Source organism: Streptomyces sp. NPDC091371 (genome assembly GCF_040684275.1).
GTDB lineage: Bacteria > Actinomycetota > Actinomycetes > Streptomycetales > Streptomycetaceae > Streptomyces.
Window position 1 is genome coordinate 85,339 of sequence record NZ_JBFBFP010000006.1, and the last position, 23,846, is coordinate 109,184.

23 protein-coding genes are annotated in these 23,846 nt (G+C 71.3%); 14 read left to right on the forward strand and 9 right to left on the reverse strand.

The window, feature by feature from the left end; genetic code table 11:
• The first annotated feature begins 96 nt into the window (after nucleotides 1-96).
• The 3 genes from AB0O21_RS09905 (at nucleotide 97) to argF (ending at nucleotide 2,987) form a co-directional block, all read left to right on the forward strand.
• Nucleotides 97-573, forward strand: coding sequence for a hypothetical protein (locus AB0O21_RS09905; RefSeq protein ID WP_365168509.1), 477 nt, complete (start codon nucleotides 97-99; stop codon nucleotides 571-573).
• Between the two features lie 46 nt (nucleotides 574-619).
• Entirely contained in the window at nucleotides 620-1,849 is a 1,230-nt protein-coding gene (locus AB0O21_RS09910) for an arginine deiminase (protein WP_365168512.1), read from the forward strand.
• Between the two features lie 115 nt (nucleotides 1,850-1,964).
• Entirely contained in the window at nucleotides 1,965-2,987 is a 1,023-nt protein-coding gene (gene argF / locus AB0O21_RS09915) for an ornithine carbamoyltransferase (RefSeq protein WP_365168514.1), read from the forward strand.
• 47 nt (nucleotides 2,988-3,034) lie between these two features.
• On the opposite strand, the gene AB0O21_RS09920 is transcribed toward argF, so the two are convergent.
• Entirely contained in the window at nucleotides 3,035-3,445 is a 411-nt protein-coding gene (locus AB0O21_RS09920; RefSeq protein WP_365168517.1) for an ATP-binding protein, read from the reverse strand.
• A 232-nt stretch (nucleotides 3,446-3,677) separates the two neighbouring features.
• On the opposite strand from AB0O21_RS09920, the gene AB0O21_RS09925 reads away from it, so the two are divergent.
• The 7 genes from AB0O21_RS09925 (at nucleotide 3,678) to AB0O21_RS09955 (ending at nucleotide 14,043) form a co-directional block, all read left to right on the forward strand.
• The gene (locus tag AB0O21_RS09925) at nucleotides 3,678-4,505 is read left to right on the forward strand and encodes an enoyl-CoA hydratase family protein (RefSeq protein ID WP_365168520.1); all 828 of its coding nucleotides are present in this window, start codon (nucleotides 3,678-3,680) and stop codon (nucleotides 4,503-4,505) included.
• 4 nt (nucleotides 4,506-4,509) lie between these two features.
• Nucleotides 4,510-6,759: a bifunctional salicylyl-CoA 5-hydroxylase/oxidoreductase gene (locus AB0O21_RS09930; protein ID WP_365168522.1), complete on the forward strand. Its 2,250-nt coding sequence runs from the start codon at nucleotides 4,510-4,512 to the stop codon at nucleotides 6,757-6,759.
• A 228-nt stretch (nucleotides 6,760-6,987) separates the two neighbouring features.
• On the forward strand, nucleotides 6,988-8,469 hold the full coding sequence (locus AB0O21_RS09935) for a carbamoyltransferase C-terminal domain-containing protein (RefSeq protein WP_365168525.1): 1,482 nt from the start codon (nucleotides 6,988-6,990) through the stop codon (nucleotides 8,467-8,469).
• Nucleotides 8,466-9,266 carry a 2OG-Fe(II) oxygenase gene (locus AB0O21_RS09940; protein WP_365168531.1) on the forward strand — a complete coding sequence of 267 codons (801 nt, stop codon included), beginning with the start codon at nucleotides 8,466-8,468 and terminating at the stop codon, nucleotides 9,264-9,266. Before AB0O21_RS09935 ends, AB0O21_RS09940 begins: the two co-directional genes overlap by 4 nt.
• A gap of 5 nt (nucleotides 9,267-9,271) precedes the next feature.
• Nucleotides 9,272-12,958 (forward strand): formylglycine-generating enzyme family protein, encoded by a 3,687-nt coding sequence (locus AB0O21_RS09945; RefSeq protein WP_365168855.1) that lies wholly within the window; start codon nucleotides 9,272-9,274, stop codon nucleotides 12,956-12,958.
• Nucleotides 12,958-13,719, forward strand: coding sequence for a pentapeptide repeat-containing protein (locus tag AB0O21_RS09950; protein WP_365168533.1), 762 nt, complete (start codon nucleotides 12,958-12,960; stop codon nucleotides 13,717-13,719). Before AB0O21_RS09945 ends, AB0O21_RS09950 begins: the two co-directional genes overlap by 1 nt.
• Before the next feature lie 27 nt (nucleotides 13,720-13,746).
• A complete protein-coding gene (locus tag AB0O21_RS09955) occupies nucleotides 13,747-14,043 on the forward strand; it encodes a YciI family protein (protein WP_365168857.1) in 297 nt (98 codons plus the stop codon).
• 65 nt (nucleotides 14,044-14,108) lie between these two features.
• On the opposite strand, the gene AB0O21_RS09960 is transcribed toward AB0O21_RS09955, so the two are convergent.
• The 5 genes from AB0O21_RS09960 to AB0O21_RS09980 all read right to left on the reverse strand — a co-directional run bounded on the left by AB0O21_RS09960 (nucleotide 14,109) and on the right by AB0O21_RS09980 (nucleotide 18,806).
• Entirely contained in the window at nucleotides 14,109-14,951 is an 843-nt protein-coding gene (locus AB0O21_RS09960) for an SAM-dependent methyltransferase (RefSeq protein ID WP_365168535.1), read from the reverse strand.
• 114 nt (nucleotides 14,952-15,065) lie between these two features.
• Nucleotides 15,066-15,905 carry a GNAT family N-acetyltransferase gene (locus tag AB0O21_RS09965; protein ID WP_365168537.1) on the reverse strand — a complete coding sequence of 280 codons (840 nt, stop codon included), beginning with the start codon at nucleotides 15,903-15,905 and terminating at the stop codon, nucleotides 15,066-15,068.
• A gap of 45 nt (nucleotides 15,906-15,950) precedes the next feature.
• Nucleotides 15,951-16,319: a hypothetical protein gene (locus AB0O21_RS09970; protein ID WP_365168539.1), complete on the reverse strand. Its 369-nt coding sequence runs from the start codon at nucleotides 16,317-16,319 to the stop codon at nucleotides 15,951-15,953.
• A 53-nt stretch (nucleotides 16,320-16,372) separates the two neighbouring features.
• Nucleotides 16,373-17,173 (reverse strand): PaaX family transcriptional regulator C-terminal domain-containing protein, encoded by an 801-nt coding sequence (locus tag AB0O21_RS09975; protein WP_365168542.1) that lies wholly within the window; start codon nucleotides 17,171-17,173, stop codon nucleotides 16,373-16,375.
• A gap of 4 nt (nucleotides 17,174-17,177) precedes the next feature.
• Nucleotides 17,178-18,806, reverse strand: coding sequence for an AMP-binding protein (locus AB0O21_RS09980; RefSeq protein ID WP_365168544.1), 1,629 nt, complete (start codon nucleotides 18,804-18,806; stop codon nucleotides 17,178-17,180).
• 120 nt (nucleotides 18,807-18,926) lie between these two features.
• On the opposite strand from AB0O21_RS09980, the gene AB0O21_RS09985 reads away from it, so the two are divergent.
• Nucleotides 18,927-20,066, forward strand: a complete 1,140-nt coding sequence (locus AB0O21_RS09985) for an acyl-CoA dehydrogenase family protein (protein WP_365168546.1) — start codon at nucleotides 18,927-18,929, stop codon at nucleotides 20,064-20,066.
• Entirely contained in the window at nucleotides 20,063-20,461 is a 399-nt protein-coding gene (locus tag AB0O21_RS09990) for a RidA family protein (protein ID WP_365168548.1), read from the forward strand. Before AB0O21_RS09985 ends, AB0O21_RS09990 begins: the two co-directional genes overlap by 4 nt.
• 52 nt (nucleotides 20,462-20,513) lie before the next feature.
• Here AB0O21_RS09990 and AB0O21_RS09995 read toward each other — a convergent pair whose 3' ends face one another.
• The gene (locus tag AB0O21_RS09995; protein ID WP_365168550.1) at nucleotides 20,514-21,164 is read right to left on the reverse strand and encodes an NAD(P)-binding domain-containing protein; all 651 of its coding nucleotides are present in this window, start codon (nucleotides 21,162-21,164) and stop codon (nucleotides 20,514-20,516) included.
• Between the two features lie 108 nt (nucleotides 21,165-21,272).
• Between AB0O21_RS09995 and AB0O21_RS10000 the strand changes: the two genes are divergently transcribed.
• Nucleotides 21,273-21,722 carry a helix-turn-helix domain-containing protein gene (locus AB0O21_RS10000; RefSeq protein ID WP_365168860.1) on the forward strand — a complete coding sequence of 150 codons (450 nt, stop codon included), beginning with the start codon at nucleotides 21,273-21,275 and terminating at the stop codon, nucleotides 21,720-21,722.
• Here AB0O21_RS10000 and AB0O21_RS10005 read toward each other — a convergent pair.
• Together AB0O21_RS10005 and AB0O21_RS10010 are read right to left on the reverse strand one after the other, a co-directional pair.
• Nucleotides 21,719-21,928, reverse strand: coding sequence for a 4-oxalocrotonate tautomerase family protein (locus AB0O21_RS10005; protein WP_365168552.1), 210 nt, complete (start codon nucleotides 21,926-21,928; stop codon nucleotides 21,719-21,721). The two genes, AB0O21_RS10000 and AB0O21_RS10005, sit on opposite strands and share 4 nt — an antisense overlap.
• Before the next feature lie 26 nt (nucleotides 21,929-21,954).
• Nucleotides 21,955-22,689, reverse strand: coding sequence for an SDR family oxidoreductase (locus tag AB0O21_RS10010; RefSeq protein ID WP_365168554.1), 735 nt, complete (start codon nucleotides 22,687-22,689; stop codon nucleotides 21,955-21,957).
• A 102-nt stretch (nucleotides 22,690-22,791) separates the two neighbouring features.
• Between AB0O21_RS10010 and AB0O21_RS10015 the strand changes: the two genes are divergently transcribed.
• Nucleotides 22,792-23,700 (forward strand): LysR family transcriptional regulator, encoded by a 909-nt coding sequence (locus tag AB0O21_RS10015; protein ID WP_365168555.1) that lies wholly within the window; start codon nucleotides 22,792-22,794, stop codon nucleotides 23,698-23,700.
• The last annotated feature ends 146 nt before the right edge of the window (nucleotides 23,701-23,846 follow it).

Below are 23,846 nucleotides of genomic sequence, written 5' to 3' on the forward strand. Positions count from 1 at the left end.
CGGGATCGTTCATCCAGGGCAGCGGAATGTCCGCGACCCTGGAAGGACGGAACGTCACCTATGAAGATGACCGCGCGCGGAAGCATTGCGGCACTCATGACCTGTATGGCCGCGGCCGGCGCTGCCACCCCGGCCGCGGCCGACTCGGTGCCGGTCGGTGTCCCCCTGGACGCCGTGGAGACCACGCTGGGCGTGCCCACCCCGCGCGTGGCCACCGGCGTGCCGGTGCCGGTCGTCGGAGCGCCCGAGACGCCGGTCCACCACGTGGGGGACATGCTTCCGACCCCGCTGCTCCCGACGGTCCCGCTGAGCACCGAACTCGGCCGGACCCTGGTCAGCACGCCGGTGCCGAACGTGCTGGGCGACCCGGCGACGGACGGCGAGGGCTCCCTGACGTCCCCGGACACGGACATGCGCGCCCACACCCCCGGCGCGGTCCTCGGCTCCCCGCTGACGATGCCGAACGCCGCCAACTACGGTCTGCCGGACGTCACCCTCCCCAAGCTCGGGGTGGTCGCCCCGGAGCTCGTCGGCGCGCCGACGGCGCTTCTCGGCCTCTCCACTCCCGGCTGAGCCGACGCCAGGTCGAAAAGCCGCCCGTTCTGGGAACGTGTACGGCATGGGATTCCATGTCGACTCCGAGACCGGGCGGCTCCGCCGCGTCATCCTCCACCGGCCCGACCTGGAGCTGAAGCGGCTCACACCGAGCAACAAGGACGCACTCCTCTTCGACGACGTGCTGTGGGTGCGCCGGGCCCGCCAGGAGCACGACGGCTTCGCGGACGTGCTGCGCGACCGGGGGGTGGCGGTCCACCTCTTCGGTGACCTGCTGGTCGAGGCGCTCGACATCCCGGAGGCGCGGCACCTCGTACTGGACCGGGTCTTCGACGAGAAGGAGTACGGGCCGCTCGCCACCGATCACCTGCGGTCGGTCTTCGACGGGCTGCCCTCGGCCGAGCTGGCGGAGGCGCTGGTCGGCGGGATGACCAAGCGCGAGTACCTGGAGCGGCACGCCGAACCGGTGTCGGTGCGGTTCCACGCCCTTGACCTGGACGGCTTCCTGCTCGGGCCGCTGCCCAACCACCTGTTCACCCGGGACACCTCCGCCTGGATCTACGACGGGGTGTCCATCAACGCCATGCGCTGGCCGGCCCGGCAGCGCGAGACCGTCCACTTCGAGGCGATCTACCGGCACCACCCCCTCTTCACCTCCTCCGGGGCCTTCCACTACTGGTCGCAGGGGCAGGCGGACTACCCCTCGACCATCGAGGGCGGCGACGTGCTGGTCATCGGAAACGGCGCGGTGCTGATCGGCATGAGCGAGCGGACCACTCCGCAGGCGGTGGAGATGCTGGCACGGGGCCTGTTCGCCGCCGGCTCGGCGCGCAGCATCGTGGCCCTGGACATGCCGAAGCGGCGGGCCTTCATGCACCTGGACACCGTGATGACCATGGTCGACGGAGATACGTTCACCCAGTACGCGGGGCTCGGCATGCTCCGCTCCTACACGATCGAGCCGGGCGACGGCCCGGGCGAGCTGAAGGTGACCGACCATCCGGCGGAGCAGATGCACCGGGCGATCGCGGCGGCGCTCGGCCTGGACTCGATCCGGGTGCTGACCGCGACGCAGGACGTGCACTCGGCGGAGCGCGAGCAGTGGGACGACGGGTGCAACGTGCTGGCCGTGGAGCCGGGGGTGGTGGTCGCGTACGAGCGGAACGTGACGACCAACACCCACCTGCGCAAGGAGGGCATCGAGGTCATCGAGATCCCGGGCAGCGAGCTGGGCCGGGGCCGCGGCGGGCCCCGCTGCATGAGCTGCCCGGTGGAACGCGACGCGGTGGCCTGAGGCGGGTCGGCCCGGGGTGGCTCCCTGAGGTGGCGATCACGTCCATTCCGCATATCAATGCAGAGGATCGTATAGACTTCCATCACCCCTGTCACCGTGACGCTGGAGCGACCCCATGGCCACCGACCTCACAGGCCGCAGTTTCCTCAAGGAGCTCGACTTCACCGCCGCCGAGTTCCGCGGCCTGATCGAGCTCGCCGCCGACCTGAAGGCGGCCAAGAAGGCCGGGATCGAGCAGCGCCAGCTCCAGGGCAGGAACATCGCCCTGATCTTCGAGAAGACCTCGACGCGCACCCGCTGCGCCTTCGAGGTCGCCGCCGCCGACCAGGGCGCGCACACCACCTACCTCGACCCCTCCGGCTCCCAGATGGGCCACAAGGAGTCGGTCAAGGACACCGCCCGCGTGCTCGGCCGGATGTTCGACGGGATCGAGTACCGGGGTGACAGCCAGGACACGGTGGAGGAGCTCGCCGCCTTCTCCGGCGTACCCGTCTTCAACGGCCTCACCGACGACTGGCACCCCACCCAGATGCTGGCCGACGTCCTCACCATGACCGAGCACAGCACCAAGCCGCTGGAGCGGATCGCCTTCGCCTACCTCGGCGACGCCCGCTTCAACATGGGCAACTCGTACCTGGTGACGGGCGCGCTGCTGGGCATGGACGTACGGATCGTCGCCCCCCGGGCCTACTGGCCGGCCGAGCCGGTGGTGGCCGCGGCGCGCAAGCTCGCGGCCGAGAGCGGGGCGCGGATCACCCTGACCGAGGAGATCGCGGAGGGGGTCGCGCAGGCCGACTTCGTGGTGACGGACATCTGGGTGTCGATGGGCGAGCCCAAGGAGGTCTGGGACGAGCGGATCGCGGCCCTGTCCCCGTACGCCGTCACCATGGACGTGCTGCGGGCCACCGGGAACCCGGACGTGAAGTTCATGCACTGCCTGCCGGCCTTCCACGACCTCGGCACCAAGGTGGCCCGGGAGATCCACGAGAGCCACGGGCTGGACTCGCTCGAAGTGACGGACGAGGTGTTCGAGTCGGAGCACTCCATCGTCTTCGACGAGGCCGAGAACCGGCTGCACACGATCAAGGCCGTGCTCGTGGCCACGCTCGCGCAGCCGGGCGGGAAGTCTGGCGCATAGTCATACGTGCGGCCGGGTGTGGGAGTTGTGCACCCGGCCGTGCGCGTTCACGCCCGCGCGGGCAGTGTGAACCACACGGCCTTGCCGTGCGGGGTGCGGCGGTGGCCGCAGGCGGAGCTGAGGGCGCGGATCAGCAGCAGGCCGCGGCCGTGCTCCTGCCAGGGGTCGGGGTGGGCGTCGTCCGGGCGGGCCGTCAGGTCGCCGGGGGGCTGCGGATCGCCGTCGTGGACCTCGACCTGGCAGCCGTTCGCCAGCAGTTCCACGACCAGTTCGATCGGGGCGCCGCTGTCCGTGTGCTCCACGGCGTTGGCGACCAGTTCTGCCGTCAGCAGCTCCGCCGTGTCGCTGTCGGCGGGCGTGTCGATCTCGGCCAGCGCGGTACGGACGAGGGTGCGGGCCATGGGTACGGCGGCCGCCGTGTGGGGCAGGGCGATCCGCCAGGCGGAGGCGTCGGGCAAGGCAGGACCGTCCGTTCCGTGAGGTGGTGGCGAGGGGGGCGTATCGGGAAATCCTGGATTCAACGATACGAACGCGAAATGTCTTCCTGTAGGGCACCCCGACGGAACCGCAAGGGACCATGGTCGTCAAGAGGTCTGGACCATTGGCACGTGTGGCGCCCGGGCGGCCCGGACGGGCGAAGCTGTCGCGTTTCTCTGACGGTAGTCAGGATCTGGTGATACCGTCGATGGTGTGAGCCCCTTCACCGGTTCCACAGCAGCGACCGAACGGTGGCACCACCTCCGGCTGACCCGGCAGGACGGCGTCGCCACCGTCACCTTCGACCGCCCCGAGAAGCTGAACGCGCTCACCTTCGGCGCCTACGCCGACCTGCGCGATCTGCTCGCCGAGCTCTCCCGCGACCGCTCCGTACGGGCCCTCGTGCTCGGCGGCGAGGGCCGCGGCTTCTGCTCCGGCGGAGACGTGGACGAGATCATCGGCGCCACCCTCGCCATGGACGCCGCCCAGCTCCTCGACTTCAACCGGATGACCGGCCAGGTCGTGCGCGCCATCCGCGAAGCCCCCTTCCCGGTGATCGCCGCCGTGCACGGCGTGGCAGCCGGGGCGGGAGCCGTCCTCGCGCTCGCCGCCGACTTCCGCATCGCGGACCCCACCGCCCGCTTCGCCTTCCTCTTCACCCGCGTCGGCCTCTCCGGCGGGGACATGGGCGCCGCCTACCTGCTGCCCCGCGTCGTCGGCCTCGGCCACGCCACCCGGCTGCTGATGCTCGGAGAGCCCGTACGAGCGGCCGAGGCCGAGCGGATCGGCCTGCTCAGCGAGCTCACCGACGAGGGCAAATCGCTCGTCCGGGCCACCGAGCTCGCCGCGCACCTGGCCGCCGGGCCCGTGCTCGCGTACGCGCAGACCAAGGCGCTGCTCACCGCCGAGCTCGACATGCCGCTGGCGGCGTCCGTGGAGCTGGACGCGGCCACCCAGGCCCTGCTGATGCACGGCCAGGACTACGCCGAGTTCCACGCAGCCTTCACCGGGAAACGGCCTCCGCAGTGGAAGGGCAGGTAACCGCATGCCCGCCCGCACCCTGCGGGTCGCCGTCGTCGGCGGGGGACCGGGCGGCCTGTACGCCGCCGCCCTGCTGGCCCGGCAGGGCCACGCCGTAGAGGTCTGGGAACGGGGCGCGCCCGACGAGACCTTCGGCTTCGGCGTGGTGCTCTCCGACGAGACCCTCGGCGGCATCGAGCGGGCGGACACCGTCGTCCACGCCGCCCTCGGCGCGGAGTTCGTGCGCTGGGACGACGTCGACGTCGTGCACCGGGGCCGACTGCTGACCTCCGGCGGCCACGGCTTCGCCGCCATCGGCCGGCGCCGGCTGCTGGAGATCCTGCACGAACGCTGCGCGGGCCTCGGCGTCCGCCTCCGCTTCCGCTCGCCGGCCCCCGACACCCGCGCGCTCTCCGCCTCGTACGACCTCGTGGTCGCGGCCGACGGGGTGCACAGCGCCATCCGCGAGGCCGGGGCCGCGCACTACCGCCCGACCGTTACGCCCGGGCGCTGCCGGTACATCTGGCTCGCCGCGGACTTCGCCTTCGAGTCCTTCCGCTTCGAGATCGCCGAGACCGAGCACGGGGTCATGCAGCTGCACGCCTACCCCTACGCGGCGGACTCCTCCACGGTGATCGTCGAAATGCGCGAAGAGGTGTGGCGGGCGGCCGGCTTCGACCTGTGCGACGAGGCCGAGTCCGCCGCCCGCTGCGCCAAGACCTTCAGCGAGGCCCTGCGGGGGCGGCCGCTGCGCGGGAACCGTTCCGCGTGGACGCGGTTCCGTACCGTCGTCAACGAGCGCTGGTCGCACGGCAACGCGGTCCTGCTCGGCGACGCCGCCCACACCGCGCACTTCTCCATCGGCTCCGGCACCAAACTCGCCGTGGAAGACGCCCTCGCACTCGCCGAGGCGGTGCGCACACACCCCGATGTACCGACCGCCCTTGCCGCCTACGAGGCCGAACGGCGCCCGGCCGTCGCCAGCACCCAGCGGGCGGCCGCCGCCAGCATGCGCTGGTTCGAGGAGATCGCGGGCTACGTCGGCCAGCCCGCCCGGCAGTTCGCCTTCAACCTCCTCACCCGCAGCCGCCGGGTCACCCACGACAACCTGCGGCTGCGCGACGCGAGGTTCACCCGGGCGGTAGAGCGGGACTTCGGCTGCCCGGACGAGGCCACCCCGCCGATGTTCACCCCGCTGCGGCTGCGCGGTCTGACCCTGCGCAACCGGGTCGTCGTCTCCCCGATGGACATGTACTCGGCCGAGCAGGGAGTCCCGGGGGACTTCCACCTCGTCCACCTCGGCGCGCGGGCCCTCGGCGGGGCGGGACTGGTGATGACCGAGATGGTCTGCGTCAGCGAGGAGGGCCGGATCACCCCCGGCTGCGCGGGCCTCTACACCCAGGAACAGGCCGCCGCCTGGAAACGCGTCGCCGACTTCGTCCACACCTCCTCGCCCGGCACCGCGCTCGGCGTCCAGCTCGGGCACGCGGGCCGCAAGGGCTCGACCCGGGTGATGTGGGAGGGCATGGACGAACCCCTCCCCGAAGGCAACTGGCCGCTGGTCGCCGCCTCCGCGCTGCCCTACCGGCCCGGCGTCTCGACCGTCCCGCGCGCCCTCACGGAGGCGGACCTGGCGGCGCTGCGCTCCGAGTTCGCGGCCGCCGCCGTCCGCGCCGCGGACAGCGGCTTCGACCTGCTGGAACTGCACTGCGCCCACGGCTACCTGCTCTCCGGATTCCTCTCCCCGCTCACCAACCACCGCGACGACTCCTACGGCGGCCCGCTGGAGAACCGCCTCCGCTTCCCGCTGGAGGTCTTCGACGAGGTCCGCGCCGTCTGGCCCGCGGACCGCCCGATGACGGTCCGCCTCTCCGCCACCGACTGGGCGCCCGGAGGCACCACACCCGACGAGGCCGTCCGGATCGCGGCCGCCTTCGCGGAACACGGCGCCGACGCCATCGACGTCTCCACCGGCCAGGTGGTCGCGGACGAGACCCCCGAGTACGGGCGCTCGTACCAGACCCCGTACGCCGACCGCATCCGCAACGCCCTCGGCGTCCCCGTCATTGCCGTCGGCGCGATCTCCTCCTGGGACGACGTCAACTCCCTGCTCCTGGCGGGCCGCGCCGACCTCTGCGCACTGGGCCGCCCCCACCTCTACGACCCGCACTGGACCCTGCACGCGGCAGCCGCCCAGTCCTACGAAGGCCCGGCCGCCCCCTGGCCCACCCCGTACCGCGCGGGCAGCCGCACACCACCTACGGGACGCGGCTGATGGTCTGAACGCCCCTTCTGATCAAGGTCGTTGACCCCGACTGCGTCGTTCGATAACCTGCCCGCCCAGTATCACTGCAGCGCACGGGGGTGGGGCGCGGTGCGAATTCTGTCATTCAAGCCTGGGCACGACGGAGCGACGGCACTGATCGAGGACGGGCACCTCGTCTTCTCCCATGAGGCGGAGAAGGGATCTTTTCCCCGCTACGGTGAGTTATCCCCTACAGCCATGCTGGACGCGTTGGCGCAGATGGAGGGGCCGCCCGACGTCGTATGCCTCAGTGGTTGGGTGAAGGGATTCCATTCGACCGAACCACCGCTGGGCGCCGGATATTTCGGATTCGATGATTCCGCGACCATGGTCGGCGAGAGTCGAATGCTCGGACACCCGGTCCGCACTTTCAGTTCCACCCATGAACGGTCCCACCTGCTCAGCGCGTACGGCATGTCCGATGTCGAACACGGCCGCAGCTGCTATGCACTGGTCTGGGAAGGAAACATCGGCTCGTTCTACGAGTTCACGCCAGAGTTACGCATCCGTCGGATCTCCTCAGTGCTCGAGGATCCGGGCAACAAGTACCAGCACGTCTTCGCCCTGGCGGACCCCTCCTCACCTCCGCAGCACGGCGGCTTCCGTTTCTCCAACGCCGGCAAGATGATGGCCCTGACGGGATTCGCCCGGCCGACTCCAGTGTCCCGAGCCGAGCGGGAACTCATCGAGTACATCCTCGACCAGCCGTCCATCCTGCTCACGGCGCCCAAGGAGAAGCTGTCCTGGTCGCCCTTCCACGACATCGGAGTGGAGAGCCAGGAGTTCAAGGACCTCGCGGCGAAGCACTCACAGGCGATCTTCGAGCGTTTCCTGGCCGTCGCGGAGCGGGAACTCACCGGTGGACTACCCCTGCTGATCGCCGGCGGCTGCGGCCTGAACTGCGACTGGAACAGTCAGTGGCGCGACTGCGGTCTCTTTCCCGAGGTGTTCGTCCCGCCCTGCCCCAACGACTCGGGATCGGCCATCGGTACGGCGGTCGATGCCCAGCTCCACTTCACCGGGCAGTCGAAGATCACCTGGGACGTGTACCGAGGCCCGGACTTTCTGCACGACCGCACACGCGCACAGATCCGGGACACCTTCGACGAGCATGCGCTGGACTTGCCTCAGCTGGCAGCACAGCTCGCGGCGGGGAAGGTTTTCGCATGGGTGCAGGGACGGTGTGAGATAGGGCCCAGGGCACTCGGCAACCGGTCCTTGCTGGCGGCGCCTTTCGAGAAGGGCATGCGTGACCGGCTCAACCACATCAAGCTCAGGGAACCGTATCGCCCCATTGCCCCGGTGTGCCGGGAAGAGGACGTCAGCGAGCACTTTGACTGGGACGGGCCCAGCCCGTACATGCTCTACTTCCAGAACGTCCGCGATCCGCGCCTGCGAGCCGTCACCCACGTGGACGGCACGGCCCGCGCCCAGACCGTGAGTACCAGCCAGAACCCCCGACTGCATGCTCTGCTGAGCGCCTTCAAACAGGCGACGGGCACGGGAGTGCTCTGCAACACCTCCCTCAACCTCCCCGGGCGAGGATTCATCAACTCGACCAGCGACCTCGTCACGTACGTCCTCGACCGGGGAATAGACGGTTTCGTCCTGGAGGACCGCCTCTATCTGGCGCGACGTGCGCCCCTCGGCCCCACTGACGGTCAGGACGGCCCGGCATGACCGATGGCGCCGTCGTGGCTACCCTGACCAGCCCCGGTGAGCGATTGCTCGCCCCTCTGCTCGACGGTACGGCGCTGGCCGTGAGGGTGCCTGGCTTCGTGCCCACCGCGGCGGCGGAGCAGATGGCGGAACGGCTTGCTGCCCACCCGAGTCTCTCCGCCTACCGGAACACCCCTGAGCTCGTGCGTGTCGGCCTGAGCCACTACGAGACCCACGACGCCGACGGGACGACCAACGACAAGGCGTTGCTCGACTACCTGAGCAAGGCCGAGCAACTCATGGACGAGATCCGGCTCTGCTGCACCCCCTATGAGCCGCCCCTCGACCGGCTGTGGCGGATGCTCGACGCTTCCTACGGGCTCGAGCGGGCACGTATCGCGGGCATGCCGATGTTCGCCGGGGTCTGCCGGGTGTTTCCGGAAGGCAGCGAACTGCTCCCGCACAACGACAGCCTGATGCGCGACGCGCCCGGACTCCCATTGGGTGGCGAACTGGACGCTCAGCTCGCCGCGAACATCTACCTCCGGGTGCCCGAGCGCGGCGGCGAACTGCAGTTGTGGGACCTGCGGCCGGACGAGGAGCAACTGGCAGGCTGGCGCGCGCCGGGAAGCGCGTACGGCGCGGACCGGGCGCTGCTGCCACCACCCGGATGCGAGATACCGGTCGCCGTCGGTGACCTGGTGATCGTCGATGCCACCCGGCTCCACGCGGTGTCCCGTCAGGAGCGTGGCACTCGCATCGGACTGTCCTGTTTCCTCGGAGTCCGTCACGGGCGCCCCCTCGTCTACTGGAGCTGATCACCCTGACGACACGACCCGTCCCCCCGTCGCAGGAGTCGGGCCCCCAGCCGCGGCACCTCGGCAGCCAACTGCGCAGGCTGCGGCTGGCCAGCCGGCTTTCCCAACTGGAGCTGGCCACCAGGATGGGTTTCCCCGGGCAGATCGTCACGGAGGTCGAACGGGGGGAGCAGGCGCCGACCGAGCGGTACCTGGAGCGGCTGGCGTACGCCCTCGAACTTGCCCCGCAGCAGATCTACGAGCTGTGGGAGCAGTACCGGCGGATCCCCACGGGGGCAGAAGAGGGCGTTGCCGGCAGCCGGCAGCCGGACCGGGCGGACTGCCCTTATCGAGGTCTCTATGCGTTCAGGGAACAGGACGCACCGCTGTACCACGGCAGGGCCGCCGTGGTGGCGCGGCTGACCCGCGCAATCGGCCAGTCCGCGCTCGCCGGCGTGGTGGGCGCATCAGGCAGTGGAAAGTCCTCCCTCGTTCAGGCCGGCCTGATCCCCGTGCTGCGACGCCAGGCGGAGCACTGGGCCGTCGCCGCGTTCCGTCCGGGCTCCAGCCCGTACGAGGCGCTTGCCGCCGGGCTGGTCGATCTGGTCCACCGGGATTCCTCCATGGAACACAATGCCGCCCAGGCGGCGGCCATGGCCCAGCGGATGAGGTCGGACGGCATCAGCCAGACGCTGGAGCAGATCACGCACAGGCTGGACCGGCCTGTACTGCTGTTCGCGGACCAGTTCGAGGAGTTGTTCACCCATTGCCACAGCGAGGAAGACGTACGGGACTTCCTCGATCACCTTGCAGCTCTCGCACTTCGGCATCCGGGAGCGACGTCCACCGTCAAGGTGGTCCTGACGTTGCGTGGTGACTTCTACGGTCAGGCAGTCGCACACCGGCGCTTCTCCGATGTGCTGCAGGACAACGTCGTCAATCTCCCACCGATGATGCGCTCCGAACTGCGCAGTGCAATCGTGGAACCCGCCCGAGCCCGGCAGCTCGTACTGGACGACGGGCTCGTCGAGCGGATCCTCGACGATGTCGGGAGCACTCCGGGCAACCTGCCTCTGCTTGAGTTCGCCCTCACCCTTCTATGGGAACGGCAGTCGTCGGGAAGGCTGACGCACGCCGCCTACGAGATGGTCGGCGAGGTCGCCGGTGCCGTGGCCACCCGGGCGGAGGAGGTCTACGGCGCTCTGTCGCCGCAGCAGCAGGACACTGCCCGCCAACTGCTGACCCGGCTTGTGCGGGTGGCCCCCATCGGCGGCGAAGGCGAGGACACCCGCCGCCGTACTCCGGTGGCCGAACTATCCGGATTCGCCAGACTTGACGAGGTCATGAGTGCGCTGACCGCGGCACGGCTCCTTGTCTCGGACGCCGACGAGCACGGCAGGCCCACGATCGAGGTCGCGCACGAGGCGGTCATCCGCAGTTGGGACAGGCTGAGGCTGTGGCTTGACGGCGACCGCCAGTTCCTCCTGTGGCAGCAGCGCACGCGCCGCCGCTTCGAGGACTGGCAGGCGGAACAGGAGGACACGGCCAACGCCCTGCACGGCAGGCTCCTCACCGAGGCGGAGGGCTGGCTGCAGTCACGCGGTGCGGAATCCGTGGCCGCGGACCTTCAGGAGTTCATCCGGGCCAGCGCCGAACTGCGCAGCGAAGAGGAGCGCCGGAGCATCCTCACGGAACTGGAGCGCTTCCTCACCGTGCGGGTGGACGAGCTGCCCGCCTCCATCGACCGGCTGTCCGGGCACCGCAGTGTGGTCGAGGCCCGGATCGGCCAGCTCCTCAATGACGAAGCCGAGCCGCAGACCGGGCCGGAGCCGACCTTGCAGGGCAGCGAGGCCTTCCGCCTGAGGCTCTTCCTCGCGGTGGGTGACGGCGCGCAGGCAGACTGGATCGTACGGAACCCGCATCGCGCCGACCCCCGGGAACTGGCCGTCGCACGGCAGCTCCTGGCACCCTTCGCGGAGGATGCGGCCCGGCACCTGTGGAGTGCCGTGGCCGGTGGAACACCGAACAGCCCGGACGGCAGGCTGCGAGCGGCGGTTCTGCTCGGTGACACGAACACCGAAGATCCTCGGCTGGTCCACGCGGCGGACGCTGTCGCGGTGGAGCTGCTGGCGCAGGACCCGCTTGAACTCCCTGCTTGGCTCGATGCCCTGGGCAACGGTGCGGAATGCCTATTGGAGCCCTTGGTGGCCACGGCGGTGGACGAGACCGTGCGCGAGACGCTGAGGGAGACCGCAGTCTCCCTCCTGCAGCAAGTGGCCGGCGCTCGCGGTGATCTGCTGGCCGAGGTCGCCGTGGGCGGACCCGATCACGCGTACACGGAGATCGTTCGCCGACTGGCAGAGGCTCCAGCCCCTTCGGTGCGGGCCGACGCCACCACCGCACTGCGCAGCGTGCTCGCCACCACGCCGTCCGGGGACCTGGACGAGCTCCAGCGCGTGCGTCTCGGACGCAGGCGCGCCGTGGCGGGCTGCACCTTGCTCCGGTTCTCCGCATCCGACGGGATCCTGGGACAGCTGGGAACCGCGCCTGACCCGGAGTTCGCGACGCAATTCGCGCACCAGGCGCGTCGACGGGGCGTGTCCGGCCCGCTCCTGGCAGGCATGTTGGCCGAGGCGCCGACTGCGGCGGCGCGCTACCACTTGCTGATGGCCCTGGGGACACATGAACCCGACGCGTTCGCGGCACCGTTGGAATTCGGCAGGGTCCGTGACAGCGTTCTCGGGCTGCATGTGCATGACGCCGATCCAGGCGTGCACAGTGCCACGCTGTGGCTGGACCGGCGGTGGGACGGACGCCTCGGTACGGCCGGGGCCACGGGCGAGTCGGCGTACGATCCCAGCGGTCGCCGCGGCTGGTTCAGCGGCAAGCCCCACGGTTCCCGTCTGACCTTCAGCGTGTTCCGGCCCGGAACCCTGCTCAGCGGATCCCCCGAGTCGGAACGGGAGCGCAGCACGTACGAGTCGCCGCAGCGGCTTACCGGCATCAGCCGGTCGTTCGCCTTGTGTACGGCCCAGGTCACGCGTGGTGAGTTCGAGGAGTTCATGGCGGACACGGGCCGCCGCGGACTGCCGGACATCAGTGAGTGGAGCGACAAACCCGTGGAACCAGTAGTCGCCCCCACCTGGTACGAGGCGGCGGACTTCTGTGAATGGCTCACCTCCAAGGTGGGAGGGCACGACCGGACGTCGGACTATGGCACCGACCTCGACGACCATCCGGTGCTGCGATCAACCTGGACCGGATTCCGGCTGCCCACCGAGGCGGAGTGGGAGTACGCCTGTCGCGCCGGAACGGTGACCGCCTACAGCTTCGGCAGCGACCGGCGGCTCCTTGACGAGTACGGCTGGACGGCGGACAACTCCGGACTCAAGACGCACGAGGCGGGTATCCTCCGGCCGAATCCCGCAGGACTGTTCAACATTCACGGCCAGTGCTGGGAGTGGTGCTCCGACTGGTACGCGCTGTATGGAGCCGGCCCAGCGGTGGACCCCACAGGACCGGAACGCGGAGACCGGCGGGTACTGCGCGGCGGCTGCTGGAACCTGGGCGCTCGTTATGCCCGTTCCGCATGCCGCAATGCGCACATCCCGTCGAACAGGAACTACTACATCACCTTCAGGATCGCCCTCACCCTCCCAGAGCCCGAACCGGTCGGGTCCACGGGGTCGAACCCCCTTCCCTGGAGCGGCTGATGGCTGGACACAGCCCACTTTCCCCGATCGCCATCGGCGGCCTCGTCATGGCGGCCGGGCTGACCGGAATCGTCGTCGGGCATCTGTCGAGCAACGGTTTGAAATGGTCCGATCTTCTCAGGGACGTGGGGACGTCGGTGGGTGCCGAACTCGTCGCTGTCGCAGTGACCGTGCTGATGATCGACCGCCTTGCAGACCGTCGTGAGATGTTGAGACTCCGCCAGCAGCTGGTCCGTGAGGCGAGCAGCGCGGATCACGGACTTGCGCTGCGCGCCGTGCTGGAACTCGACGTTCGAGGGTTTCTGGCCGACGGAGCCCTCGTCGAGGCCCGGCTCGGTGCGGCGAACCTGCACGACATCGTGCTCGAGGGGCAGGATCTGCACGGGGCCGATCTGGCGGGGGCGAACCTCCATCGGGCCAATCTGTCCCGGTCCAACCTGAACGACTGCAATCTCAACGGCAGCAATCTGTCCGAGGCTGTGATCGAGATGGCGGACCTGAGCCGGGCGCTCATGCAGGACACTAGGATCGACCACGCTGACATGGCTCATGTGGTGCTTCGCGAGGCTGACTTGGCCGGAGCGAACCTTGCCCACTCCGACCTCACCGAGGCGGACCTGCGCGGAGCGCTGCTGCGCGGCGCGGACCTGACGGGGTGCGTTCTGGACGGTGTGCGTCTGGACAGCGGTACGACATGGGACGAGACGACCCGGTGGCCTGGAGGCTTCTCCCCGCAGGCGGCGCTGGGTTCCGGTAACTGAGGATTCGAGGAGGCTCACGTGCAGTTCATGCTCATTGGCCGTGACGGAACCGACGAGGGCGCGCTGGGCCGCCGCTTGGCGGTGCGTGACGCGCACATCGCGCTGGGCGACAAGCTGGTTGCCGAGGGGCGCATGCTGTTCGGTACCGCCCTGCTCGGGGATGACGGGAACATGATCGGTTCCATGCTGATTCTCGACTACCCGTCGAGGGCTGAGCTGGACGACTGGCTGGCCGTGGAGCCGTATGCCACCTCGGGGGTTTGGGAGGAGATCACGATCACCCCGGTGCGGGTGGGACCTTCCTTCGTGGGCCTGCACAAGTAGCAGTGGCCCGCCCCGGCCGCCCGACGGGCCGGGGCGGTCCTTCCCTGGGCTCGCCGGGTGTTTGCTCAGGGGAGCTCGCCGGCGATCAGGTAGCGCCCGCGTGTTCCGGGCACACCGGGCGCGACCTCCGCGGCACGCCAGCGCCCGTAGTCGGCATCCGGATCGCCATATGCCGTTGTGCGTACGGTCCACCCGAACTCGGCGAACAGGGATCCGGGTTCGTCAGTGCCCGACTTCCACGGATGGCCCTGCTCCGCCATCCGTGCGCGCCAAGCGGCCATGGCCGGGCTGTCGAGGACGGTCTGACCCACGTAGTCCGCGAGCAGCCGACTTCCGGGTGCGGAGATCTCCGACAGTTGCTGCAGCAGCACATCACGTTCCCGAGGGTCCAGGAAGTACAGCAGTCCTTCGATCAGCCACGAGGTGGACCGGTCCGGGTCGAAATGCGCCTCCAGTAGCGGAGTCATCCAATCCGATACCAGATCCACGCCCAGGGGAACCCTGACGCACCGACTGTCGGCGCCGGCCCGTGCGATGAGCTCGTCCTTCAGGGTCAGCAAAGCCGGCCGGTCGAGTTCGAAGACCGTCACCCCGGTTGACCAGTTCAGCCGGAAGGCGCGGGTGTCCATTCCCACGGCGAGGAAGACGAACTGGCGGATCCCATCGCGGTCCTGTGCCACGAGCCGGTCGTCGAGGTAGCGCGTTCGTACGGCGAGTGCGGGATCCTCCACCCCCGGCTGGACGGTCCCCTCGAACCGCTGCATGATTTCCGGCCCTTCGGTGCCTGCCAGCAGGTCTGCCAGCGGATCGCAGAACAGCCGGTCCTCCCGTGCGTGCTCCCGCGCCCGCATCGACGCGGTCCACAAAGCGGTCTTGGCCAGCGGATCCAACGACTCGGATGCTGTCACGGTCACACGCTCCCTTCAGGACACCCCGGTCCAGGGTGCACGCCATGCGTCGCCAGGGAGACCAATACCCGAATTGCGGCGGGTCTGGTCCGCGACCGGCATTCGCTCGGATGTTCACATGGCGACGACCTCGGCGCGGTCCTCGACCGGGATGTAGCCCAGGCGGAGGTAGACGCCGTTGCTGGTCGGGTTGGCGAGGTCCGTGAAGAGGAGGACCTCCGAGGCGCCGGCCGCGTACGCCGCTTCGCTCACCGCGTGCGTGACCCCGGCGGCGTAGCCGCGGCAGCGGGCCTGCGGCGGGGTGTAGACCGGGCCGACGCGGGCGGCCGAGCCGATCGGGCGGTTGAAGCCGGCCAGCGAGACGGGGGTCCCGCCGTCCTCCCAGAGCAGGATCCCGCCGTACGAGATCCTGTCGCGCAGCGCGGCTTCGGAGGCCGGACCCGGCACGTCCGCCTCCTGGTGGAAGGCCTCGGTCCACTTCAGCAGCAGTGGGAGGTCGGCCTCGTCGGCGGGCCGGGCCCGCCCGGGCGGGGCGGGATCCGGGGCGACCAGTCCGGCCAGCCGGTACAGGCGGATCTCCTCGGCGTACCGGGTCGGCCGCCCCCAGGCCGCCGCCAGCGCCTCCGCGTCCGGGCGGCGGGCGTTGATCCCGGGCAGCCCGGCGAGCCGCGGCTCGGTGGCCAGTGCGGCCCCCAGCGCCCGGACCGCCTCCTCGGGCACCGTGCTGAGCAGCAGGGGGTACGGGGGCGTGCACAGCAGGCCCCCGCTGACGGTCCCGTCGGCGTCGGTCCACCAGCCGAAGAACGGCTCGGCGGACCCGAACGCGGAGGGCCCGCGCCGCTCCAGCCCGTCGGCGACGGTCAGCAGGACGGTGTTGGCAACGGGCTGCGCGGCCACGGCCGGGCCGGCCGCGCTCAGGTAGGCGGCCAGGTCAGAACTGAAGGTCCAAGTCATGGCACATCGTGGCGCGGTGCGCCGGCCCCACGCATCCGGATTTCCTCACGCGGGCAGCCACCCCGGCCACCACGGGGGCACGTTGTCCGGTCCGCACCGCTCCGGGTTCCCGGGATACCCGGCGAGCGTGCCCCGGGTGGCGAAGTACAGCACCGTCAGCCCGGCCAGCACGAGCAGGACCGTCCCCAGCTGGAGTGCGACGGGCCGGCGGTCCAGGAGGAACGCCACGAGCACGGCCACGAAGGTGAAGGCCAAGACCAGCGGCAGCAGCGTGAGGTTCAGCTCCATGAGGCCGCCCGGTTCCGCGCCGGCGTCGCAGTACCTCCGGGCGCGGGAGGCCAGCGCGACGGCCGTACAACCCGCCGCGATTCCGGCGAGAACGGTGGGGACCAGCGTGAAGAAGCGTCTCTTCACGGAGGGGCGCGCGGTGCGTGACGTCATACCCCGCTACGACGCCCCGCACCCCGTCATGGTTGCGCGAACAGCGTGCCCCGGTCGTGCAGGCGTGCGTGCAGCTCGGCGAAGACGGCCGCCGCGCGGTCGCCCGGCCAGTCCGCCGGGAGCAGGTCGCGGGGCAGGCCCGGGTCCGCGTACGGGAGGCGGCGCCAGCTGTCCAGGGCGAGCAGGTAGCCGCGGTAGGCCTCCTCCGGAGTCGGCTCCGGGCCCGACTGGAGGGCGCGCAGGGCGGGCTCGTGCCGGTCGAGGAACTCCTCGTGCTGCTTGGCCAGGGCCGCCAGGTCCCACCAGCGGGCCACCGCCTCGGCGGTCGGGGCGAAACCGAGGTGGGCGCCGCGGAACAGCTCCACGTACGGCGTCAGCTTCAGCCGCTCCAGGGTGTGCGCGGTCTCCTCCCCGAGCCGGGCCGGGGCGATCCACACGCCCGGCGCCACCGCGCCGAAACCGAGCCGGGTCAGCCGCGAGCGCAGCAGGTGCCGTTTGTTCCGCTCCTGCTCCGGGACCGAGAACACCGCCACGAGCCACTCGTCGGCGGGCTCCGGGCTGCCATAGATCCGCCGGTCGCCGTCGTCCAGCAGCTCCCGAGCCTCGTCGGAGAGCCCGTACCCGGCCGAGCCGTCCGCCGCGGGCCCGGGCAGCAGGAAGCCGCGCCGCTTCAGCCGGGACACCGACGAGCGGACCGACGGGGCGTCCACGCCGGCCGCGCCCAGCAGGCGGATCAGCGCGGACACCGGGACCGGCCCCTCGTAGGCCCGCCCGTAGGCGCCGTAGAACGTGACGATCAAAGACCGCGGAGTGTGCTGCTCGACCACGCCATCACTCTAGATCCCGCAGCCGGAACCGTTGCAGCTTGCCCGTGGCGGTCCGGGGGAGTGCGGAGAGGAAGACGAAGGAACGGGGGCACTTGTGCGGGGCCAGCTCGGCCCGCATGAAGGCGCGCAGGGCCTCCTCCGTGAGCATCGCACCCTGACGTGTGACGGTGTACGCCACGACGACCTGCCCGCGTCGCTCGTCCGGGCGGCCCACCACCGCGGCCTCGACCACGTCCGGGTGGCGCATCAGGGCCTCCTCCACCTCCGGGCCCGCGATGTTGTAACCCGACGAGATGATCATGTCGTCGGCGCGGGCGACGTAGCGGAAGTAGCCCTCCGGGTCCCGGACGTAGGTGTCACCCGTCAGGTTCCAGCCGTCCCGCACGTACTCCCGCTGCCGCGGATCGGCGAGGTAGCGGCAGCCCACCGGGCCGCGCACGGCCAGCAGCCCCGGCTCGTTGTCCGCGACCGGCCGACCGGCCTCGTCCACCACCCGGGCCTGCCAGCCGGGGACCACGCGGCCGGTCGTGCCGGGCCGGATGTCCTCGTCGGCGGCGGAGATGAAGATGTGCAGCAGCTCGGTCGCCCCGATGCCGTTGATGATCCGCAGGCCCGTGCGCTCGTACCAGGCCCGCCAGGTCGCGGCGGGCAGGTTCTCCCCGGCCGAGACGCAGCGGCGCAGCGTGGAGAGGTCGTACATGCCCACGTCGTACGGGCCCAGCGCGTCCAGCATCGTGCGGTACGCGGTGGGCGCGGTGAACAGCACCGTCACCCGGTGCTCCGCGAGGGCCGGCAGCAGCCGGCGCGGCACCGCTTCCTCCAGCAGCAGCGCGGACGCGCCGGCCCGCAGCGGGAAGACCACCAGCCCGCCGAGGCCGAAGGTGAAGCCGAGGGGCGGGCTGCCCGCGAAGACGTCGTCCGGGCGCGGGCGCAGTACGCCGCGGGAGAAGGTGTCGGCCACGGCGAGCAGGTCGCGGTGGAAGTGCATGCAGCCCTTCGGCCGCCCCGTGGTGCCGGAGGTGAAGGCGATCAGCGCCACGTCGTCGGCGGAGGTCGGCGCGGCCTCGAAGGGCTCCGGGTGACGCTCGGCCAGCCGGAGCAGATCGTCCTCGGCCCCGCCCCCGTACGCGGTGATCCGCAGGCCCGGCACCTCGGCCTTCACGAGGTCGTCCAGGACGCCCACGTGGCACAGGGCGTGCCCGACCCGGGCCATCGTGCAGACCGTGGCCAGCTCCTGCGCGCGCTGCTGGGGCAGCACGGTCACCGCGACCGCCCCCGCCTTCATCACGGCGAGCCAGCAGGCGGCGAGCCAGGGGCCGGTGGGCCCGCGCAGCAGCACCCGGTTGCCGGGGACGACGCCGAGGTCGGCGGTGAGCACGTGGGCGAGCCGGTCCACGCGCTCGCGCAGGTCCCCGTACGTCCACACCTCGCCGGACGCGCTGCGGAAGGCGGGGCGGCCCGGGCCCTCGGGCCCGAACCGGGCGATGGTGCCGTCGAGCAGCTCCGCGCCGCAGTTCAGCCGGTCCGGGTAGGCCAGTTCGGGCAGCTCGAAGAGGAGTTCCGGCCAGGCGTCCGCGGGTGGCAGGTGGTCGCGGGCAAAAGTGTCGGTGTGAGCGGAAGGCTTCAGGTCCAAGGCGGGTTCGCCCCCTTGCGACGGTCCCGGGTGGGGTGGAGCGGGCCGTGCGATGCCTTCACGAGCGTATCGTGATGGTGACGGCAGTCAACAGGACGCGATAGAAGCGGGGATGTTCGGATGAACGGATTCGCGCTCGGGGCGGACCAGGAGGAGTGGTGCGGGCAGTTGCGCGCACTGTCGGCGCAGCGGCTGCGGCCGCTGGCCGAGAAGGGGGAGCCGGGCAGGGTCAACCGGCCGCTGCTGGCGGCGCTGGGGGAGCTGGGCCTGCTGGAACGGGTGTTCACGGCGGGCGCGCTGGACCTGTGCCTGCTGCGGGAGTCCCTCGCCTACGGTTGCACGGAGGCCGAGACGGCGCTCGCCCTCCAGGGGCTGGGGGCGTACCCCGTGCTCCGGGCGGGCAGCGCGGAGCAGCGGGAGCGGTGGCTGCCGCAGGTCCGCGCGGGGCGGGCGGTGGCCGCGTTCGCGCTCAGCGAGCCGGGGGCGGGCTCGGACGCGGCGGCGCTGGAACTGGCGGCGGCCCCCGATTCCGCGGGCGGCTGGGTCCTCAGCGGCGAGAAGTGCTGGATCTCCAACGCCCCGGAGGCCGATTTCTACACCGTCTTCGCCCGGACGGGTGAGGGGCCGGGCGCGAAGGGGGTCTCCGCCTTCCTGGTCCCCGCCGACCGGCCCGGGCTCACCGGCGAGCCCCTGGACATGCTCTCCCCGCACCCCATCGGCGCCCTCGCCTTCGACGCGGTCCCCGTCGGCCCGGCAGACCTCCTCGGCGAGCCCGGGCGGGGCTTCCGCGTCGCGATGGACACCCTGAACCTCTTCCGGCCCAGCGTCGGCGCCTTCGCGGTGGGCATGGCGCGGGCGGCGCTGGACGCCACGCTCGCGTACACGGCGGGCCGCAGCGCCTTCGGCGGGACGCTGAGCGGGCTCCAGGCGGTCGGGCACCGGGTGGCGGAGATGGCCACGCGCACGGAGGCGGCGCGGCTGCTGGTGTACGCGGCGGCCGGGGCCCACGACCAGGGCGCCGCCGACGTGCCGCGCCGGGCGGCGATGGCGAAGCTGCTGGCCACCGAGACGGCCCAGTACGTGGTGGACCACGCCGTCCAACTGCACGGCGCCGTCGCGCTCCAGCGGGGGCACCTGCTGGAACACCTCTACCGGGAGGTGCGGGCGCCGAGGATCTACGAGGGGGCGAGCGAGGTGCAGCGGTCGATCATCGCGAAGGAGCTGTACCGGGGCGTGGCCGGGGAGGCGGCGGCCCGATGAGCCTCGACCGGATCAACCCGGCGGAACTGTCGCCGGCGACGGGCTTCTCCCACGCGGTGGTGGCGACCGGCTCCCGGCTGGTGTTCCTGGCGGGGCAGACCGCGCTGGACGGCGGGGGGAAGGTGGTGGGGGAGGGCCTGGTGGAGCAGTTCGAGGTCGCCCTGGCCAACCTGCTGGCGGCCCTCGCGGCGGCGGGGGGCTCCCCGGCGGACCTGGCGCGGGTCACGGTGTACGCGGTGGACGTGGCGGACTACCGGGACCGTGCCGCCGAACTGGGGCGGGTCTGGCGGAGGTTGGCCGGGCGGGACTATCCCGCGATGGCGGTCGTGGGCGTGGTCCGCCTGTGGGACACGCAGGCGCTGGTCGAACTGGACGGCCTGGCGGTCCTCCCGTAGCCCTGCGGCCCGGGAGGCTCCGCGGGGCTACGGCCGCCGGCAGCTGGGGTGCTCAGTCGACGTCGTCCACCGCGCCAGGGGCGAGGGCCGGGGACGGGAAGGCGGGGCGGACCTCGCCGCCCGACCACCACACGCCGATGGCGAAGACGGCGGCGGCCTCCAGCAGACCGGCCCGGGCGAGCCCGCCGCAGGGGAGCGGAGTGCAGCCCATGCTCGCGATCAGCTCCGAGGTGAGCCGTACGGCCTCGGGGGCGTCCGCGCAGAAGGGCACGGCGAGCGGAACCCCCTCGAACGCGGGACGGTCCAGCGTCCAGATGCTCTCGTGGACGAGGCCGAAGACCTTGACGACGTGCGCCCCGGGGGCGGCCGCCGCCAGCTTCCGGGCGCCGTCGCCCGTCAGTACGGGGCCGCCGTCCCCCGGCTCCATGGGGACGGTGCAGTCGAGCAGGACCCGCCCCGCGAGGGCCGGAGCCAGCCGTTCGGCCAGCCCGGGTGCCACGCCGGCCGGTACGGCGGCCAGTACGGCCTCGCCGTGTGCGGCGGCCTCGGCGAGCGTGCCGTGCCCGGCCGCCCCAATCCGCCGGGCGGTCCGCTGGGCAGCGGCGGCGTCACGCCCGCCGACCCGTACGTCGTGCCCCGCACGCACCCACGCGCCGCCGAGCGCGACGGCCATCGATCCGGTGCCGAGAATTCCCATGCGCATGCCTGTGCTCCGTCCAAGTCCGGTGTTCGTTGCCGGTTTTGACGCTAGGCGGGCCGATGCACACCGATCGGTGTGCATCGCGGGTGCACGATGGATGCCATGGATTCCATGGATGCGGCGGACCTGGAAGCGGACCTGGAAGCGGACCTCGGAGGGGACGTGTTCGCGGCGGACTGCCGGGCGCGCGTCGCGTTCGAGGTGCTCGCGAACCGCTGGGACAGCGTGGTCGTCTACATCCTCGGCGAGGGCGGCCCGATGCGGCCGCGCGCCCTGCTCGACCGGATCGGCGGGATCAGCCCGAAGGTGCTCAACGACGCCTTGCGCCGGCTGGAGTCCAACGGCCTGGTGGAGCGCCGGGCCTTCGCGGAGGCCCCGCCGCGGGTGGACTACGCCCTGACCGGGGCGGGGACGGCCCTGCTGGACCCGATCCGCGCGATGGGGGCGTGGTCCGCGCGGTACGCGGACGACGTCCTGGCGGCCCAGGACCGCTTCGCGACCCGGCGCGCCGCCGCTGCCGGGGCTCCGCCCGGGGCGGGGCGGAGCCCCGGCAGCGGCTAGTCGCGGCGCGCGCGGCGGCGGTACTCGTCCGCCGGGAGGCCCGCGATGCCCCAGTCCTCCAGGGCGACCTCGTCGATCAGGACGAACGTGCTGGCCGGGTCCTTGTCGAGGACCTTGACCAGGAGATCGGTCACCCCGGCGATGATCTCGGCCTTCTGCGCGGCGGTCGCGCCCTCGCGGGTGATCTTGACGTTGACGTACGGCATGGTGGTGGTCCTCCGGGTAGGGGCGGTCAGATCCGGCGGCCGGTCACGTGGCCGCCGTCCACGCGCAACGCGTGCCCCGTCACGAACCCGGCGCCCGCGAGGTACAGCACCGCCTCGGCGATCTCCGAGACCTCGCCGACCCGGTCCAGCAGGGCCAGCCCGCCGTAGGAGTCCACGTCGGCGCCCTCGTGCAGCGGGGTGCGGATGATGCCCGGCGACACGAGGTTGACGCGGATGCCGTCCTCGGCGAGCTCGGCGGCCAGGCTCGTCGTCAGCGCGTGCACGCCGGCCTTGCTGACCACCGGCGCGGACGCCGGGAAGCCCGCCAGCGCGTGGTCCACCAAGACGGTGCCGATGTTGACGATGCTTCCGCCCGCGCCCTGCGCGCGCAGGGCCCGTACGACCGCCTGCGTGGTGAGGTAGGTGCCCTTGAGGTTGCCCGTCAGGTAGCCGTCGAGTTCGGCTTCGGTGACGTCGGTGAAGGGCTTGGAGGCGAACGTCCCGGCGTTGTTGACCAGGACGTCGATGCGGCCGAAGCGCTCCAGCGCCGTGTGGACGAGGGCCTCGCCGGTCTCCGGCGCCCCGATGCTCCCCGCGACCCACGCGGTCCGCTCCGGATGGCCGAGGCCGGCGGCGGCCTTGGCGAGGCGGTCGGGGTCCCGGCCGTTGAGGACGACGTTCGCGCCGCTCGCCAGGAAGGCCCGGGCGATGTCCAGGCCGATGCCGCTGGAGGATCCGGTGACGAGAGCAGTGGTGGTCATGGTGGGTGCCTTTCGGTCCGTTCGTCGACTGACACCACGAAGCTATGGGCCCTCAACCCATAACACCACGACGGAAATTGGAGCATGTGATAATCCGGCGTTATGGATGTGGACCTGCGTGACCTGGAGCTCCTCGACGCCACCGCCGAGGCCGGCTCGCTGACCGCCGCCGCCGAGCGGCTCTATGTCAGCCAGCCCGCCCTCAGCCAGCGGCTGACCCGGCTGGAATCCCGCCTCGGCATGCCCCTGTTCGACCGGCAGGGCCGCCGGCTCGTGCCGAACGCCGCGGGGCGCCGGCTCCTGGTCGCCGCCCGCCAGGTCCTCGGCGAACTGGAGTCGGCCACCCGCGACCTGCGGGAGATCCGCGACGGGCGCGACCGGCGGGTCCGCTTCACCGCGCAGTGCAGCACCACCTTCCCGTGGCTGCCACCCGTGCTGCGCGCCTTCCGCGAGCGCGAGCCGGAGATCGAGGTGCGCATCGAGACCGTCGCCGACGACGCGCCGGTCCCGGCGCTCCTCGCCGACCTGGTCGACGTCGCGCTCGTCACCAAACCCGACGTGCAGATGGACCGGGTGTCGCTGACCCGGCTGTTCGACGACGAGATGGTGGCCGTGGTGCCCGCCGGGCACCCGTGGGCCGGGCGGGGCCACCTGACCGCCCGTGACTTCGACGGCGTCGACCTGGTCCTCTACGACTTCTACGACCAGAAGCGCATCCCGTCGCTGCCCCTGCCGGTCCCCGCCGGGGCCAGGCCCGGCCGGATCATCACGATGCCCGTGGTGACCGACCTGGTCGTCGAGATGGTGGCGGGCGGCCAGGGCGTGACGGTGCTGCCGAACTGGGTGGCCGCCCCGTACGTGTCCTCGCACGGCCTCGCCCTGGTCCAGATCGGGGCGAAGCCGCTGACCCGGACCTGGTTCTGCGCCACCCGGACCGGCGAACTCCCGCCCCACCTGGAGGTGTTCGTCGAGGAGCTCGTGGGCCGTCTCGGAGTCACCCGTACCGGCTAGTCGCCGGGGGGTTCCCTCAAGAAGATGCGAACTGATGGGCGCACAGGTCTTGTCAGTGCAATTTCACATTACTATGTTACAGCTCACACCGCGGCACGTTAATCCCCGTCAAACGCCGTGTGACCCAGGGCAGTTCACGCACCAGG

What these genes read in the sequence shown, in the direction of transcription:
- AB0O21_RS09905 (WP_365168509.1), top strand. Translation starts at nt 97, where the DNA reads ATGACCTGTATGGCCGCGGCCGGCGCTGCCACCCCGGCCGCGGCCGAC.
- AB0O21_RS09910 (WP_365168512.1), top strand. Translation starts at nt 620, where the DNA reads ATGGGATTCCATGTCGACTCCGAGACCGGGCGGCTCCGCCGCGTCATC.
- argF (WP_365168514.1), top strand. Translation starts at nt 1,965, where the DNA reads ATGGCCACCGACCTCACAGGCCGCAGTTTCCTCAAGGAGCTCGACTTC.
- AB0O21_RS09930 (WP_365168522.1), top strand. Translation starts at nt 4,510, where the DNA reads ATGCCCGCCCGCACCCTGCGGGTCGCCGTCGTCGGCGGGGGACCGGGC.
- AB0O21_RS09935 (WP_365168525.1), top strand. Translation starts at nt 6,988, where the DNA reads ATGCTGGACGCGTTGGCGCAGATGGAGGGGCCGCCCGACGTCGTATGC.
- AB0O21_RS09940 (WP_365168531.1), top strand. Translation starts at nt 8,466, where the DNA reads ATGACCGATGGCGCCGTCGTGGCTACCCTGACCAGCCCCGGTGAGCGA.
- AB0O21_RS09950 (WP_365168533.1), top strand. Translation starts at nt 12,958, where the DNA reads ATGGCTGGACACAGCCCACTTTCCCCGATCGCCATCGGCGGCCTCGTC.
- AB0O21_RS09955 (WP_365168857.1), top strand. Translation starts at nt 13,747, where the DNA reads ATGCTCATTGGCCGTGACGGAACCGACGAGGGCGCGCTGGGCCGCCGC.
- AB0O21_RS09965 (WP_365168537.1), bottom strand. Translation starts at nt 15,905, where the DNA reads ATGACTTGGACCTTCAGTTCTGACCTGGCCGCCTACCTGAGCGCGGCC.
- AB0O21_RS09985 (WP_365168546.1), top strand. Translation starts at nt 18,927, where the DNA reads ATGAACGGATTCGCGCTCGGGGCGGACCAGGAGGAGTGGTGCGGGCAG.
- AB0O21_RS09990 (WP_365168548.1), top strand. Translation starts at nt 20,063, where the DNA reads ATGAGCCTCGACCGGATCAACCCGGCGGAACTGTCGCCGGCGACGGGC.
- AB0O21_RS09995 (WP_365168550.1), bottom strand. Translation starts at nt 21,164, where the DNA reads ATGCGCATGGGAATTCTCGGCACCGGATCGATGGCCGTCGCGCTCGGC.
- AB0O21_RS10000 (WP_365168860.1), top strand. Translation starts at nt 21,273, where the DNA reads ATGGATGCGGCGGACCTGGAAGCGGACCTGGAAGCGGACCTCGGAGGG.
- AB0O21_RS10005 (WP_365168552.1), bottom strand. Translation starts at nt 21,928, where the DNA reads ATGCCGTACGTCAACGTCAAGATCACCCGCGAGGGCGCGACCGCCGCG.
- AB0O21_RS10010 (WP_365168554.1), bottom strand. Translation starts at nt 22,689, where the DNA reads ATGACCACCACTGCTCTCGTCACCGGATCCTCCAGCGGCATCGGCCTG.
- AB0O21_RS10015 (WP_365168555.1), top strand. Translation starts at nt 22,792, where the DNA reads ATGGATGTGGACCTGCGTGACCTGGAGCTCCTCGACGCCACCGCCGAG.